The sequence below is a fragment of the Cellulomonas pakistanensis genome, from assembly GCF_016862755.1.
GTDB classification, from domain to species: domain Bacteria; phylum Actinomycetota; class Actinomycetes; order Actinomycetales; family Cellulomonadaceae; genus Cellulomonas; species Cellulomonas pakistanensis.
On record NZ_BONO01000007.1, the window covers coordinates 99,183 to 113,538 of the forward strand.

The 14,356-nt window shown below is 75.0% G+C and carries 15 protein-coding genes; 6 read left to right on the forward strand and 9 right to left on the reverse strand.

Annotation, left to right across the window (positions count from 1 at the left end):
• Positions 1–34 precede the first annotated feature (34 nt).
• The gene (locus Cpa01nite_RS06500) at positions 35–412 is read right to left on the reverse strand and encodes a DNA-binding protein (protein WP_203667928.1); all 378 of its coding nucleotides are present in this window, start codon (positions 410–412) and stop codon (positions 35–37) included.
• The gene (locus Cpa01nite_RS06505; RefSeq protein WP_203667929.1) at positions 409–1,020 is read right to left on the reverse strand and encodes a nucleotidyltransferase domain-containing protein; all 612 of its coding nucleotides are present in this window, start codon (positions 1,018–1,020) and stop codon (positions 409–411) included. The genes Cpa01nite_RS06500 and Cpa01nite_RS06505 overlap by 4 nt, the downstream gene beginning before the upstream one ends.
• Before the next feature lie 206 nt (positions 1,021–1,226).
• Between Cpa01nite_RS06505 and Cpa01nite_RS06510 the strand changes: the two genes are divergently transcribed.
• The 5 genes from Cpa01nite_RS06510 to Cpa01nite_RS06530 all read left to right on the forward strand — a co-directional run bounded on the left by Cpa01nite_RS06510 (position 1,227) and on the right by Cpa01nite_RS06530 (position 6,646).
• Entirely contained in the window at positions 1,227–1,979 is a 753-nt protein-coding gene (locus Cpa01nite_RS06510) for a GntR family transcriptional regulator (RefSeq protein WP_203667930.1), read from the forward strand.
• On the forward strand, positions 1,976–3,778 hold the full coding sequence (gene atzF / locus Cpa01nite_RS06515) for an allophanate hydrolase (protein ID WP_203667931.1): 1,803 nt from the start codon (positions 1,976–1,978) through the stop codon (positions 3,776–3,778). Before Cpa01nite_RS06510 ends, atzF begins: the two co-directional genes overlap by 4 nt.
• A 67-nt stretch (positions 3,779–3,845) precedes the next feature.
• A complete protein-coding gene (locus Cpa01nite_RS06520; protein WP_239068583.1) occupies positions 3,846–4,808 on the forward strand; it encodes an ABC transporter substrate-binding protein in 963 nt (320 codons plus the stop codon).
• Between the two features lie 61 nt (positions 4,809–4,869).
• Positions 4,870–5,787 (forward strand): ABC transporter permease, encoded by a 918-nt coding sequence (locus tag Cpa01nite_RS06525; RefSeq protein WP_239068584.1) that lies wholly within the window; start codon positions 4,870–4,872, stop codon positions 5,785–5,787.
• Between the two features lie 43 nt (positions 5,788–5,830).
• Entirely contained in the window at positions 5,831–6,646 is an 816-nt protein-coding gene (locus Cpa01nite_RS06530) for an ABC transporter ATP-binding protein (protein WP_203667933.1), read from the forward strand.
• A gap of 91 nt (positions 6,647–6,737) precedes the next feature.
• Here Cpa01nite_RS06530 and Cpa01nite_RS06535 read toward each other — a convergent pair whose 3' ends face one another.
• The 7 genes from Cpa01nite_RS06535 to Cpa01nite_RS06565 form a co-directional block, all read right to left on the reverse strand.
• On the reverse strand, positions 6,738–7,520 hold the full coding sequence (locus Cpa01nite_RS06535; RefSeq protein ID WP_203667934.1) for a hypothetical protein: 783 nt from the start codon (positions 7,518–7,520) through the stop codon (positions 6,738–6,740).
• A gap of 68 nt (positions 7,521–7,588) precedes the next feature.
• Positions 7,589–8,602 carry a class A beta-lactamase gene (bla, locus tag Cpa01nite_RS06540; protein WP_203667935.1) on the reverse strand — a complete coding sequence of 338 codons (1,014 nt, stop codon included), beginning with the start codon at positions 8,600–8,602 and terminating at the stop codon, positions 7,589–7,591.
• The gene (locus Cpa01nite_RS06545; RefSeq protein WP_203667936.1) at positions 8,592–9,032 is read right to left on the reverse strand and encodes a heat shock protein transcriptional repressor HspR; all 441 of its coding nucleotides are present in this window, start codon (positions 9,030–9,032) and stop codon (positions 8,592–8,594) included. Before Cpa01nite_RS06545 ends, bla begins: the two co-directional genes overlap by 11 nt.
• A gap of 76 nt (positions 9,033–9,108) precedes the next feature.
• On the reverse strand, positions 9,109–10,122 hold the full coding sequence (locus Cpa01nite_RS06550) for a DnaJ C-terminal domain-containing protein (RefSeq protein WP_203667937.1): 1,014 nt from the start codon (positions 10,120–10,122) through the stop codon (positions 9,109–9,111).
• A gap of 127 nt (positions 10,123–10,249) precedes the next feature.
• The gene (gene grpE / locus Cpa01nite_RS06555; RefSeq protein ID WP_203667938.1) at positions 10,250–10,879 is read right to left on the reverse strand and encodes a nucleotide exchange factor GrpE; all 630 of its coding nucleotides are present in this window, start codon (positions 10,877–10,879) and stop codon (positions 10,250–10,252) included.
• Positions 10,876–12,744 (reverse strand): molecular chaperone DnaK, encoded by a 1,869-nt coding sequence (gene dnaK / locus Cpa01nite_RS06560; protein ID WP_203667939.1) that lies wholly within the window; start codon positions 12,742–12,744, stop codon positions 10,876–10,878. The genes grpE and dnaK overlap by 4 nt, the downstream gene beginning before the upstream one ends.
• 280 nt (positions 12,745–13,024) lie before the next feature.
• Entirely contained in the window at positions 13,025–13,504 is a 480-nt protein-coding gene (locus tag Cpa01nite_RS06565; RefSeq protein WP_239068585.1) for a TetR/AcrR family transcriptional regulator C-terminal domain-containing protein, read from the reverse strand.
• Between Cpa01nite_RS06565 and Cpa01nite_RS06570 the strand changes: the two genes are divergently transcribed.
• On the forward strand, positions 13,487–14,350 hold the full coding sequence (locus Cpa01nite_RS06570) for an MFS transporter (protein WP_308439356.1): 864 nt from the start codon (positions 13,487–13,489) through the stop codon (positions 14,348–14,350). The two genes, Cpa01nite_RS06565 and Cpa01nite_RS06570, sit on opposite strands and share 18 nt — an antisense overlap.
• Positions 14,351–14,356 lie beyond the last annotated feature (6 nt).

The following is a 14,356-nucleotide window of genomic DNA, read 5'->3' on the forward strand; positions in this document are numbered from 1 at the left end:
CAGCCCGCCGTGACGCCTCGCCGGGCCGCGCGGCTCAGGAGGCGACGACGTCCGCCGCGGACTGCACCATCCGCTCGGCCCAGGAGACCGCCCTGTGCGCGTCGGCCGCACCCATCGGACCAGCCGTGTACTGCGCCCTGGTCTTCATGGCGATCAGCCGTCGGAACGTCGGCTCGAGCCCGCGCCCGACCGAGCTCGATGCCGCCAGCTCCGCGGCCGCGGCCCTGTGGTCGTCGGCCTTCCCGGTGCGCCCGGTCGTGCGCAGGCAGATCACGTCCTTGGCGTTGATGCCCGCCAGGACCGCACTCGACGCGGCCGCGGTGTACAGCTCGCCGGAGAGCTCGACCTCGGCCGCCTCCAGGAACTCCCGTGCCTTCGCCAGGTGTGCGCGGGCGTCGCTCAGCGCGGTCATGCCACCTTCTCCGGGCTCGGGATGATCGAACGTGAGCCGACGACGAACCGCCCGTCCCTGCGGATCTCGGCGAGGAGACGCTCGCCGGCGGCGGCAAGCTCGGCGAGCTGTCCGGACGAGTAGGTCAGCAGATCGACGTCGTTGCCGGTCCACCGTCGGATCGAGCTCGTCAGCTCGTCGAGGTCGTGCCACCACAGCAGGCTTGTCTCGTCGACCTGCTCGGGCAGCACGACGAGCAGGTCGATGTCACTGCCCGGGTGACCGTCGCCCCGGGCAGCGGAGCCGAAGACGACGACGGCAAGAGGCGGCAGGTCGAACGCGGACACCGCCGTGGCGATCCGTTCCCACAGGCGCTCGCGCACCGTCGAGAGCTGGACCACCGCGTCGTAGAGCAGGTGCTCCTCGTTGATCCGGTACAGCACGGCCGCGCCCGCCGGGATGGCGCTGACGAGTCCGGCGGACGCGAGATCGCGCAGGATCTCCGCCGTCCGGCTCTGGGAGACGCGGGGGTGCGTCAGCTCGGCCACCTGTCGGCCGGTCAGCGGCTGGCCCGATCGGTACAGCACGGCAAGCACCGGTCCGTGCGCCGAGGGCAGGACGCTCGTCATCGGTGTACTGAGGTCCACGATGCACCTCCTCGGCGTCCAGCATACCGCTCATGCGACCAGGATTCCGCTCACGTGAGCGGTGAATCGGTCACCGCGCCTCGCGCGCGCGAGCGCGGAGAGCAGCTGTCGGGCCCTCCGCGAAACGTCACGCGCCCGCAACATCGGCCGCCACGTGCGGAAACATGTACCCGGTTCTGTATACAGACATGAGCACAGACGTCGTCCCCGCGACCGGTGCGCCGTCGGACCCTGACGCCGGCAGCAGCCCCGCCTCCCCCGTCTCCCGCCGCGAGCGCGTCTACCTGACGATCCGCGACGAGCTGATGAGCGGCCGGGTCTCCCCGTACGAGCGGCTGACCGAGGAGCGCCTGGCCGAGCGGCACGGCGTGTCCCGCACCCCGGTCCGCGAGGCGCTGGCCCGGCTGCTGGCCGACGGGATCGTGGTGAAGCGCGAGAGCGGCCTGCACCTGTACGTCCCGAGCTTCGGCGAGCTGACCGACCTGTACGAGCTGCGGATCACCCTGGAGCTGCGCGGCCTGACCCGGGCGCTCGAGGACCCGACCGTGCACCACGACCGGACCCGGCTCGAGGGCGAGCTGGACCACTGGTACGGCTTCCGCGACGACCGCCCCGCGCCGGACGCCGGCTTCGTGACGCAGGACGAGCGGTTCCACTTCACGCTGCTCGACTCGTCCGGCAACCCGGCGCTGACCCAGGCGCTGGCCCAGACGAACCGCCGGATCCGGTCGGTGCGCATGTACGACTACCTCACCGAGGACCGGATGGCCGCGACCATCGACGAGCACATCGGCATCGCCGAGCTCGTGGTGCGCGACCGGCTCCCCCAGGCGCTGGAGGCGCTGCGCGCCCACGTCGGCGCCTCCCGGGAGGTCGTGATGGAGCGCGCCGCGGCGGCCCTGGAGATGACCCGCATGATGGCCCGCGAGGAGCAGCGATGACCGCCCCCACCACGACCAGCACCACCGCCGCCCCCGCGGCCGGCACCGCCCTCGACCGCGTCGCCCGGGCGTTCGCCGACCTCGCCGCGGCCGGCCGCCCGGACGTCTGGACGCTGGTGCGCGACCGCGCCGACGTCGAGGCCGAGGCCCGCGCGGTCGACGCCCGGGTCGCCGCCGGCGAGGCGCTGCCGCTCGCCGGCCTGGTGCTCGCGGTCAAGGACAACATCGACGTCGCCGGCCTGCCGACGACCGCCGCGCACCCCGCGCACCAGGTGGTGGCGGAGCGTTCCGCCACGGTCGTCGACCTGCTGCGCGCCGCCGGCGCCGTCGTGCTCGGCAAGACCAACCTCGACCAGTTCGCGACCGGGCTCACCGGCAGCCGCAGCCCGTACGGCGCGGTGGCGAGCGCGGTGGCCACGGACCGGGTGTCCGGCGGCTCGTCGTCCGGCTCGGCCGTCGCCGTCGCGCTCGGGATCGCCGACCTGGCGCTGGGCACCGACACCGCCGGCTCCGGGCGCGTCCCCGCCGCGTTCAACCGGGTCGTCGGGCTCAAGCCGACGTTGGGCCTCGTCCCGAAGGACGGCGTCGTGCCGGCGTGCGCGTCGTACGACTGCGTGACCGTGCTGGCCCGCGACCTCGACCTCGCCCGCCGCGCCATGGCCGTGATGACCGCGCCGAGCGCCCTCGACCCCTCCTCGCGCACCTGGCCGGCCGACGTGCGGCTCGCCGCGCCCGCCGCGCCCGTCGTGGCGGTGCCGCGAGACGCCGACCTCGCCGAGGTCGCCCCCGGGGTGCGGGCGGCGTTCGACGCCGCGGTCGCCCGGCTCGTCGAGGCGGGCGCCACCACCCGGGTCGTCGACCTGACCCCGTTCCTGGCCGCCGCCCGGCTGCTCTACGGCGGCGGGCTGGTCGCCGAGCGGTACGCGGCGTTCGGCGCGTTCCTCGCCGACCACCCCGAGGGCGCGGACCCGACGGTCGCCCGGATCGCCGCGGAGGCCGGCGAGGTCACCGCCGCCGAGTACCAGGCCGCGCGTGACGAGGTGGCCGCGCTGCGGAGCACGGCGCTGGCGGCCCTCGACGGCTGCGACGCCCTGCTCGTGCCGACCGCGCCCGAGCACCCGACGCTGGCCGAGGTGGCCGCCGCGCCGCTCACCACCAACGCGCGGCTCGGGGTGTTCACCAACTTCGTCAACCTGTTCGACATGGCCGGCGTGGCGATGCCGCTCGGCCCGACCGGGGCAGGCGAGGCCGGCGTCACCGTCCTCACCCGGGCGTTCGACGACCAGGTCGCCCTCGACCTCGCCGTGCTGCTGGAGCGGGACGGCCGGGCCGACGACGCCGGGTGGCGCGACCTGCCCGCCGCCGACGCCCCCGCGCCCACCCCGCTCCCGACGACAGGCGTGCCGGTCGTCGTGTTCGGCGCCCACCTGCGCGGGCAGCCGCTGCACCCCGAGCTGCTGGCGCTGGGCGCCCGCTGGGTCGGCCCGGTCCGCACCGCGCCCGACTACCGGATGCTCGCGCTGGCGACGACCCCGGCCAAGCCGCTCGTGCACGCCGTCGCCCCCGGGACCGGAGCCGAGCTCGAGGGCGAGGAGTACCTCCTCACGCCCGACGCCCTCGGCCGGCTCCTCGTCTCGATCCCGGCGCCGCTCGGCCTCGGCCGGGTCCGCACCGACGACGGCCGCGAGCTCGTCGGCTTCGTCGGCCAGCCCGGCGCCGCACCGGACGCCGCCGACGTGACGCACCTCGGCGGGTGGCGAGCGGCCGTCGCCGCGAGCGCCGCCGACCCCACCGCCTGACCCACCCCGACCCCCGTCCCGCACGCCGAGAGAGAAGAGATCCCCCGTGCGCCTCAACCGCCCCCTCGTGACCGCCTCCGCCGTCCTGGCCGTCGCCGGCCTCGCCGCCTGCAGCCCCGACTCCGCGGGCGCAGCCCCGGCCGAGGGTGACGGCCCCACCGTCGTCACCGTCGGCACGCTCAAGGGCCAGCCGCACCTGTACGCCCCGTTCCTCTACGAGGGCGTCGCCCCGGAGGGCGTCGAGTTCGAGGTCGTGCAGTTCGACACCTCGCCCGACATCAAGAACGCCGTCGTCAGCGGCAACATCGACTTCGGGGTCGCCGGCGTGCCGTCGGCCGTGTCCGGCGCGGCCGCGGGTCAGGACGTCGTCGTGGTCGCCGCGGCGGCCGACGGCGGGTCCGGCATCATCGGCCGCGAGGGCCTGGACGGCGTCGAGTCGCTCGCCGGCCTGACGGTCGGCTACCCGCAGGGCTCGTCGCAGGAGATCCTGCTCCGCCTCACCCTCGAGGCGGCCGGGATGGACGCCGACTCCGACCTCGAGCTGGTCAACCTGCCGTTCTCCGACATGGCGGGCGCGCTGGAGGCCGGCCGGATCGACGCGTTCGCGTCCGCCGAGCTCGGCCCGTCGACCGCCCTGCAGGCCGGCGCCGTCGAGGTCGCGTCCCCGTACGACACCCCGGTCGGCCGCGTGAACATCGGCCTGTACACGACGGGCGAGCTCATCGAGGCCGACCCGGAGCTGGTGCAGCAGGTCGTCGACACCCACGTCCAGGCCACCGAGCAGATGGCCGCCGACCCGCAGGCGTGGGCCGACGGCGTCGTCGCGGAGTTCGGCATCGACCAGGCGGTCGTCGACACCGCGGTGCAGAACATCTGGCCCCGCTGGGAGATCGACGACGAGTACACCGCGCAGGTCGGCGCGCTCGTCGAGCAGATGGCGGCGCTGAAGCAGATCGACGGGGACGTGGACCTCGAGGCGCTGCTGGACACCACCTTCGTCGAGGCCACCGAGGCCGGCGGCGACTCCTGACCACCCGGTGCGCCGGCCCGGCCGCCCCGGGCCGGCGCACCCCGCCCGCGAGGGAGACGACATGACCAGCACCGAGGCCACCCCGGCCACCGCCGCGACCACGGCGCCGACGACGCCCGCCGCGCGGACCGCCACCCCGGCCGCCGCCCCGGCGCGCGCGCCCCGCGCCCCGCGCCGCCGGCTCCGCGTCGGCCCCCTCCTGCTCGCCCTGCCCGTGCCCGCACTCGTCCTCGTCCTGTGGACCGTCGGCGTGCAGCAGGCGTGGGAGCTGCCGTTCGGCATCAAGATGGGCTTCCTGCCCACCCCGCTCGAGGTCGGGCGCCGGCTGGTCGACCTCGCCGTGGGCGGCATCGTCGACGACGCGTTCAGCGGCACCCTGCTCGCGCACCTGTGGGCCTCGACCCAGCGGGTGCTCGCCGGGTTCGCCCTCGCGGTCGCGCTCGCCGTCCCCCTCGGCGTCGTCATGGGCCGGTTCTCGCTGGCGTTCCGGATGCTGGAGCCGACGGTCAACCTCGCCCGACCGATCCCGGTCACCGCGTGGGCGCCGCTGACGCTGCTGATCATCGGCTACGGCGACGGGTCGGCGATCTTCCTGGTGTTCCTCGCCGCATTCTTCCCGGTGCTGCTCAACACGATCGCCGGCGTGCGCCAGGTGCCGGTCCGCCTGCTGGAGGCCGCGGCGATGCTCGGCACCCGCAAGGCGCAGGTGCTCTACAAGGTCGTGCTGCCCGCTTCGATGCGGTCGATCGCCAGCGGCCTGCGCGTCGCGCTCGGGCTGTCCTGGGTGATCCTCGTCGTCGGCGAGACCGTCGGCATCAACACGGGCCTCGGCGCCATGATCACGCAGGCCCGCGACCAGTCGAAGACCGACCTGATCGTCGCCGGCATGGTCGTCATCGGCCTGTGCGGCTTCGTCGCCGACCGCGCGCTCACCGGCCTGCTCGCGCTCGCCACCCGCGGCCGCCCCACCCTGACCTGACCCCGGCCCGACCCCGCACCGACCCGCACGGAAGGAGACGGCCATGCCCCGCATCGGCACCGTCCGCCCCCGCCAGCCCGCCGACGTCCGCGTCGCCGGCCTCGGCAAGCAGTACCCGACCCGGTCCGGCGGGACCGTCGCGGCGATGGCCGACGTCGACCTCGACGTCCCGGCCGGCGAGTTCGTCTGCGTCGTCGGCGCGTCCGGCTGCGGCAAGAGCACGCTGCTGCGGATCCTCGCCGGCTTCGAGGACGCCACGTCCGGCACGGTCACCGTCGCCGGCGCCCCGGTCACCGGGCCCGACCCCGAGCGCGGCGTCGTGTTCCAGGACTACGGCCTGTTCCCGTGGCTGTCCGTCCGGGAGAACATCGCGTACGGGCCGCGGCAGGCCCGGCTGCAGCGGTCCGTCGTCACCGAGCGCACCGACCGGTTCCTCGCGGCCGTCGGGCTGACGCGGTTCGCGGACAAGTACCCGAGCGAGCTGTCCGGCGGCATGCAGCAGCGCGTCGCCATCGCCCGGGTGCTCGCCAACGACCCGTCGCTGCTGCTCATGGACGAGCCGTTCGGCGCGCTCGACGCGCTGACCCGGTCGTCGCTGCAGGGCGAGCTGTCCCGGATCCACCGGGACACCGGCACCACCGTGCTGTTCGTGACGCACTCGATCGAGGAGGCCGTGTTCCTGGCCGACCGCGTCGTCGTGATGGCGGGCGGCGCGTCGCACGGCGTCCCGGGGCACGTGAAGGAGGTCGTCCGGATCGACCTGGCCGGCGAGCGCGACGTGACGTCCGCGGAGTTCAACGCGCTGAAGCGTCGCATCTCGGCCCTGGTCCACGAGGAGGTCGCGGCCCCCGCGGCCTGACTCCGCCCCGCGCGGCTGCCCGCGCCGAGTGCCCAGAAACCCGCCCGGTTCGCCCCGGTTCGTCGGCGGGGTTCTGGACACTCGGCGTCCGTCAGGCCGGCGGCGGGTAGACGACGATCCCCTTGTGGCCCCGCGGCTCGACGAAGCCCTCCGCCTCCAGCTCCCGCTGCTGGCGGTCGGACTTCGCGGACGCGCCCACCGTCTCCCCCGGCAGCACGACCGCCCGGACGAGCTCGGCGGCCGCCGCGAGCGCCGCCCGCCGGTCCGCGTCGGGGTCGCGCAGGGCGACCCGGCCGAACCACCAGGTGGTCGCGTAGCGCGCCGGGGCCCGGAACAGGCCCCGGCGCTCCGCGGGCGTCCGCTCGGCGCGGTTCCGCAGCCACTCCAGGACCGCGACCGTGAGGCCGTAGGTCAGGAGCGCGCCGGAGGCGAGGAACACGCCGCCGACGACGGGCCCGGTCAGCACGTCGTGCCGGACCAGGCGCAGCAGCACGATCAGGACCACGAGCACGGCCAGCGCCCAGACGAGCACCGGCGTCCGGGCGAGCGAGACCGTGGTCCGCCGGTCGTCCCGGTGGTACTGCCCGCGGCCGAGCAACGACACCCGCGCGGGCCAGCACCACGCGGCCAGGACCGTGCGCATCGGGCCCCGGACGCCCGGCGGCAGGCCGTCGCACGCGTTCGTCCACGCGACGCCGGCCACGTCCCGAGCCCGGAGGGGGTGCCAGCCGATCGCGGCTGCGGCCGACCGGCGCGGGTCGGCCCCGATCGGCTGGTCGCGACCCCGCCCGGCGGCGTCCGGCTCGGCGGGATCCCGCCCGGCGGCGCCGCTCGCCGCACCCTCCTGCTCGGCGGGGTCCGTCCGGCGCGTCATGGCCGCAGCCTGCCGCGACGCCGCCCGGCCCGCACGCCGACGACGTCCGGGCCGCCGCCCCGGCCGCCTCAGGACGTCGCCGCGTACGCGCCCAGGACCGTCCGCGCCGCCGCGGCCAGCACCGCGTCGTCCGGCTCGGCGTCCTCGTCCGGGTGGTCGGTCAGCACCGCCAGCACGATCGGCGCGCGCCCGGGCGGCCAGACCACCGCGACGTCGTTCCGCGACCCGTACCGCCCCGCGGTCCCGGTCTTGTCGCCGACGAGCCAGCCGTCGGGGGTCCCGGCGCGGATCGCGTCGAGGCCGGTCGTGCTCGCGGTCAGCCAGCCGACGTACGCCTCGCGGACGGCCGGGTCCAGGGCGTCGCCGAGGGCGTACGTGGCGAGCCCCTCGGCCAGGGCCCGGGGTGTCGAGGTCCGCGCCGGGTCGCCGGGCGTGAACGCGTTGAGCTCCGGCTCGTCGGCGTCGACCAGCGTCGTGGCGTCGCCGCGCGCCGCGAGCGCCGCCTGCAGCGCGGCCGGGCCGCCGAGGTACCGCAGCAGGACGTTGAGCGCGCCGTTGTCGCTCTCGGAGACGGCGGCCGCGCCGAGCTCGCCGATCGTCAGGTCCGCGCCGGCCGAGTCGCCCGTCACGGGCGCGTGGCCGACGCCGGCGACGTCGTCGGCCGTCACCGTCAGGGGCTGGTCGAGCACCGAGGTCGGCTGCCCGGCCAGCACCTCGCCGGCGGCCAGCGCCTTGAGCGTCGAGGCGTAGCCGAACCGCTCGTCCGCCCGGTACGCGACGGTGGCGCCGGAGCCGGTGTCGTGCGCGAACACGCCGACGCGCCGACCGGTCGACTGCTCCAGCGCGGCGAGGTCGGCCTCGACGGCGGCGGTCAGGTCGGCCGGGGCGGGGGACGGCGCGGTGGTGCTCGGCCCGGGCACGGCGGTGACCGTCCCGGTCGCCTGCTCGTCCGGCCCACCGGGCGTCCCTGGCGTGCAGCCCGCCGCGAGCGCCGCCGTCAGCGCGAGCGCGACGAGCCCGGCCCGCGCCCGGCGGTCGGCCCACGTCCGGCGCGCGGCCCACACCCGCCGGTCAGCGCGCACCGGGCCGCCACAGCACGATCGCCCCGCGCCCGTCGCCCGGCCGCGGCGCCTCGGCCGGGGCCTCCGCGCCGCGCCGCCGCTGACCTCGGCCCACCGCGACGACGTCGCCGGACGGGTGCGCGGTGAACACGCGCCGCCCGGGCTCGGCGAACGCGCGCAGGTAGTCGACCTGGCGGCGGAGCCGGTCGACCTCGGACTCGAGCTCGAGGATCCGCTTGATGCCGGCCAGGTTGACGCCCTCCTCCTGGGAGAGCCGCTGCACCTCGCGCAGCGTGGCGATGTCGCGCAGCGAGTACCGCCGCCCGCGCCCGCGGGTGCGGCCGGGCTGCACGAGCCCGAGCCGGTCGTACTGCCGCAGGGTCTGCGGGTGCATGCCCGCCAGCTCGGCGGCGACCGAGATCACGTAGACCTGCGCGTCCTCCGAGACCATCCCCACCACCTCCTCCAGCCGGGTCGGCCGACCGGCGCCGTCCCGGGGCGGAGGCCCCGGGACGCGGTCGGCCGGGTCAGTCCTTGGCGCGCGCCAGCAGGTCGGCCCGCGGGTCCTCGCCGGACGTCGCGATCCCGAACGCCTGCACGGCCTCCTTCGCGGCGGCGTTGAGCCGCTGCGGGACGACGACCTGCACGGTGACCAGCAGGTCGCCGGTGCCGCTCGCCGTCGTGACGCCGCGGCCCTTGACCCGCAGCGTCCGGCCCGACGGGGTGCCCGCCGGGACCTTGAGGCGCACCTGGCCGCCGTCGAGGGTCGGCACCGGCACCTCGGCGCCCAGCGCGGCCTCGTCGAACGCGACCGGCAGGGTCACCCGGAGGTTGTTGCCGTCCAGCGCGAACACCGGGTGGGGCGTCACACGTACGGTGACCTCGAGGTCGCCCGCGGGCGCGCCGTTCTCCCCGGGGCGGCCCTTGCCGCGCAGCCGGATCTTCTGCCCGTCCCGGACGCCGGCGGGGATGCGGGCCTTGACGGTCCGCCCCTCGACGCCGAGCGCCACGGTCGAGCCCTCGACCGCCTGCCGGAACGGCAGCGTGGTCACGGCCGACAGGTCGGCGCCGCGCCGGGCCGTGCGGCCCTGGCCGAAGCCCCCGCCGCCGCCGAACAGGCCGCCCAGCAGGTCCTCGAACCCGCCGCCGCCCGCGGCGCCACCGCCGGGCGTCCCCGCGCCCTGCGGGAACCGCACCCGGGTGCCACCGCCGCCGCCGAACACGCCGCCGAACAGGTCCTCGAACCCGCCGTTCGCGCCCCCGGCACCACCGGGCCCGCCCGCGCCCGCGCGGAACCGCGCGCCGCCGGCCATCGCCCGGAGCTGGTCGTACTGCTGCCGCTGCTCGGGGTCGGAGAGCACCGCGTAGGCCTCGCCGACCTCCTTGAACTTCGCTTCGGCCGCCGCGTCCCCGGGGTTGTGGTCGGGGTGCATCGTGCGGGCGAGCTTGCGGTACGCCTTCTTGATCGTGGCCGCGTCCGCGTCCTTGGCGACGCCGAGCACGGCGTAGAAGTCCTTCTCCAGCCAGTCCTGACCGCTCACGACGCCTCCTTCCGCTCTCTCGTCCGGTCCCCCGGGGCACGCGTCCCGCCCCGGACCGGGAACGACCCCGCGGCCGGGGCCGCGCCGTGACGACGCGGCCCCCGCCGGAGGGTCCTGATGATGCCCGTCACGCCTCCGGGTCGACGACCGCCACCCGGGCGGCGCGCACGATGCGCTCGCCCATGCGGTAGCCCGGCTGCAGCACCTGCTGCACCGTCGGCTCCGTGACGTCGGCCGAGTGCCCGTGCATGAGCGCCTCGTGCACCGTCGGGTCGAACGGCTCGCCGGCGGCGCCGTAGCGCTCGATGCCGAACCGGCCGACCGTGGCCTCGAGCTTCTCCGCGATCGACGCGAACGGGCCGACCAGGTCGCCGTGCTGGCGGGCCAGCTCGATGTCGTCGAGGACGCTGATCAGCGCCTCGGCGACCGACGCGACGCCCTGGTCCCGGGCGGTGACCGCCTCGGCCTTGGACCGCTTCACGTACGCGGAGTACTGCTGCTCGAGGTTGAAGTAGTCGGCGTTCCGCCGCTGCAGCTCGTCGAGCCGCTCGGCGGCCAGCTTCTGCGCCTCGACCAGGCCCTCCATCATCACGGCCTCCTCGGCGGCGGTCGCCGCCTCCTCGGCCTCGGCGAGGACCTGCTCCTCGGCGGTCGGCTCGCGCAGCTCCCCGGTCTCCGGGTCGATGCGCCGCTTGTCGGTCACGCGCGGGGCCTCCTCCTCGGGATCACGCCCCTGCGGGTTCGGCTGGTCGGTCACTTCTTGTCACCCTCGTCGTCGACGATCTCGGCGTCCACCACGTCGTCGTCCTGCGCGGACGAGCCCGCCTGGCCGTCGGCCGGCTGCTCGCCGGCCGGGGCGCCCTCGGGCTGCTGGTTCGCCGAGTACAGCGCCTCGCCGATCTTCTGCGACGCGGTGACCAGCGCGGTCTGCTTCGCGGTGACCTCGGCCAGGTCGTCGCCCTCGAGCGCCTTCTTCAGGTCGTCGACGGCCGAGCGGACCTCGGTCTTGACGTCGTCGGACAGCTTGTCGTCGTTGTCGGTGAGCAGCTTCTCCGTGGAGTACACGAGCTGCTCGGCCGAGTTGCGGGTCTCCGCCTCCTCGCGACGCTTCTTGTCCTCGGCGGCGTGCGCCTCGGCCTCCTTGACCATGCGGTCGATCTCGTCCTTCGGCAGACCCGAGCCGCCGGAGATCGTCATCGACTGCTCCTTGCCCGTGCCGCGGTCCTTGGCGGACACGTGCACGATGCCGTTCGCGTCGATGTCGAAGGTGACCTCGACCTGCGGGACGCCGCGCGGGGCCGGCGCGATGCCGGTCAGCTCGAACGTGCCCAGCGGCTTGTTGTCCCGCGCGAACTCGCGCTCGCCCTGGAACACCTGGATCAGCACGGACGGCTGGTTGTCCTCGGCCGTCGAGAAGATCTCGCTGCGCTTGGTCGGGATGGCCGTGTTGCGCTCGATGAGCTTGGTCATCACGCCGCCCTTGGTCTCGATGCCGAGGGACAGCGGGGTCACGTCGATCAGCAGGACGTCCTTGCGGTCGCCCTTGATGACGCCGGCCTGGAGCGCGGCGCCCACGGCCACGACCTCGTCCGGGTTGACGCCCTTGTTGGGCTCCTTGCCGTCGGTCAGCTCGCGCACGACGTCGGCCACGGCCGGCATGCGGGTGGAGCCGCCGACGAGCACGACGTGGTCGATGTCCGAGACCTTGATGCCGGCGTCGCGGATGACCGCGTGGAACGGCGCCTTGGTCCGCTCGAGCAGGTCGGCCGTCATCTGCTGGAACTGCGCCCGGGTGAGCTTCTCGTCCAGGTGGATCGGGCCGTTCTCCGACATCGAGAGGTACTGCAGGGACAGGTTGGTGCTGGTCGCGGACGACAGCTCCTTCTTGGCCTGCTCCGCCGCCTCGCGCAGACGCTGCAGGGCGATCTTGTCCTTCGACAGGTCGACGCCGGTCTGGTTCTTCACCTGGCCGACCAGCCACTCGACGATCCGGTTGTCCCAGTCGTCGCCGCCGAGGCGGTTGTCGCCGGAGGTCGCGCGGACCTCGATGGTCGAGAAGTCGTCGTCCTTGCCCACCTCGAGCAGGGAGACGTCGAACGTGCCGCCGCCGAGGTCGAAGACGAGGATCAGCTCGTCCTCCTTGCCGCGCTCGAGCCCGTAGGCGAGGGCGGCCGCGGTCGGCTCGTTGACGATGCGCAGGACGTTGAGGCCGGCGACCTGGCCGGCGTCCTTCGTGGCCTGGCGCTCGGCGTCGTTGAAGTACGCCGGGACGGTGATGACGGCGTCCGTGACGGGCTCGCCCAGGTACTCCTCGGCGTCGCGCTTCAGCTTGCCGAGCACGCGGGCGGAGATCTCCTGCGCCGTGTACTTCTTGTCGTCGATCTCGGTGGTCCAGTCGGTGCCCATGTGGCGCTTGACGGACGCGATGGTGCGGTCGACGTTGGTGACGGCCTGCCGCTTGGCGACCTCGCCGACGAGGACCTCACCGGTCTTGGAGAACGCGACGACCGAGGGGGTCGTGCGGGCGCCCTCCGCGTTGGCGATGACGGTGGGCTCCCCGCCCTCGAGGACGGCGACCACGGAGTTCGTGGTGCCCAGGTCGATGCCGACTGCTCGTGCCATGTCTGTGCTCCTTCGTCGTGCTGCGTGGTCCGGGGCGCGTCCCCGCGTGCGGGGGCCGCGCGCTCCTTGAGCCTGCTGCGCTCAAGTCTGCGTCGCGGTCGGTCGCGGTGCAACTCCGCGGCGGCGAACTTGAGTCTGCCTCACTCAACTACGGACCCTCGCGAGATGTTCCCGCCGCCACTCCGCCTGTCGACGGATGCCGAGAATGCAGAAGATGCGGGCTTCGCGGGCCTCCAACCCCGCATCTTCTGCACTCTCGACGATCCGGACGGGTGGCGCGTCAGGCGGACTGGCCGGCCTGGAGACGGAGGCCCGCGAGCAGCAGGTCGAGGCCGGCGCGGAACTGCTCCGCGTCGTCGTGCGCGGCGAACTCGTCCGCGACGTGGTGCAGGAACGGGAAGGCGTCCTCGTCGAGCTCGCGCAGTCCCGCGCGGAACGTGGCGACGAACTCGTCGCGCTCGACGCGGCCGTCCCGGACCTCCGGCGGCGGGTCCTGGCCCCGGTCCGCCGCCACGCCGACGACGTAGGCCATGACCGCGGCCACCCCGTCGAACCGCTGCCGCGGCGTGAGGTCGAGCCGCATGAGCTGCTGGCCCATCCGGTCGTACAGCGTGAGGCCGTTGAGCTGCGTCCCGGCGTCCTGCAGGAAGTACGCGCCGAGCCAGGGGCGGTGCACGGTCGCCGCGTAGAACGCGAGGGCCAGCTCCCGCAGGGCCGTGATCGGGTCGTCGGCGTCGCCGAGGTGCGCGGTCCGAGCCACGACGTCGGCGAGGACGTGGTCCGCCGCGCGCCCGAGGAGCTCGTCCTTGCCACGATCGGCCTCGCGTGCTGGACCGCCACCAGCGGCGTCGAGCACGGCTGGACGTCGGCGTGGACCTGGTCCGCGGGGGTCGGCGCGGCGCTCGCCCTGATCGGGTTCGTCCGGCACGAGCGCCGCACCGCGCACCCGATGCTCGACCTCACCCTGTTCCGGGACGGCGTCGTCCGGGGTGCCGCGCTCGCGCAGGTCGGCACCTCGGTGGCCATGGCCGGCGTGATGTTCGGCCTGATCCTGCACTTCCAGTACGCGTACGGGTGGAGCCCCGTCCGCGCCGGGCTCGCGAACCTGCCCCTGATCGCGACGATGGTCCTCGCGACCCCGCTCTCCGAGGGCCTGGCGCGGCGGTTCGGCCACCGGGTCGCGTGCCTCGTCGGCGCCGCGCTCCTCGCCGGCTCGCTGGGCGGGCTCGCCTGGGGCGTCGAGCACGGCTACCTCGCGATCGCCCTGCTCATGGTGACGTTCACGATCGGCCTGCGCACGATCATGACGATCTGCGCGGTCGCGCTCGTCAGCGCCATGCCGCAGAACCGCACGTCCCTGGGCGCCGCGCTGAACGACACCGCGCAGGAGTTCGGCACGAGCGTCGGGACGGCCCTGGTCGGGACGCTCATCGCCGTGCTCGTGACGACCGTCCTGCCCGACGGCGCGTGGAGCGGGGCCCTCGTGGCGTCGTTCTTCCACGGCGAGCGCGTCGTCTACACGGTGCTCGCCGTCGTGGTCGCGCTGCTCGCCGGCGCGGGCGCCCTGTCGCTCAGCAGCTCGCGCGCGGTCGACGAGCACGCGTGAGCCGCG

Coding starts and splice junctions, on each gene's coding strand:
- Cpa01nite_RS06500 (WP_203667928.1), bottom strand. CDS start 412: ATGACCGCGCTGAGCGACGCCCGCGCACACCTGGCGAAGGCACGGGAG.
- Cpa01nite_RS06505 (WP_203667929.1), bottom strand. CDS start 1,020: ATGACGAGCGTCCTGCCCTCGGCGCACGGACCGGTGCTTGCCGTGCTG.
- Cpa01nite_RS06510 (WP_203667930.1), top strand. CDS start 1,227: ATGAGCACAGACGTCGTCCCCGCGACCGGTGCGCCGTCGGACCCTGAC.
- atzF (WP_203667931.1), top strand. CDS start 1,976: ATGACCGCCCCCACCACGACCAGCACCACCGCCGCCCCCGCGGCCGGC.
- Cpa01nite_RS06525 (WP_239068584.1), top strand. CDS start 4,870: ATGACCAGCACCGAGGCCACCCCGGCCACCGCCGCGACCACGGCGCCG.
- Cpa01nite_RS06530 (WP_203667933.1), top strand. CDS start 5,831: ATGCCCCGCATCGGCACCGTCCGCCCCCGCCAGCCCGCCGACGTCCGC.
- Cpa01nite_RS06535 (WP_203667934.1), bottom strand. CDS start 7,520: ATGACGCGCCGGACGGACCCCGCCGAGCAGGAGGGTGCGGCGAGCGGC.
- Cpa01nite_RS06545 (WP_203667936.1), bottom strand. CDS start 9,032: ATGGTCTCGGAGGACGCGCAGGTCTACGTGATCTCGGTCGCCGCCGAG.
- dnaK (WP_203667939.1), bottom strand. CDS start 12,744: ATGGCACGAGCAGTCGGCATCGACCTGGGCACCACGAACTCCGTGGTC.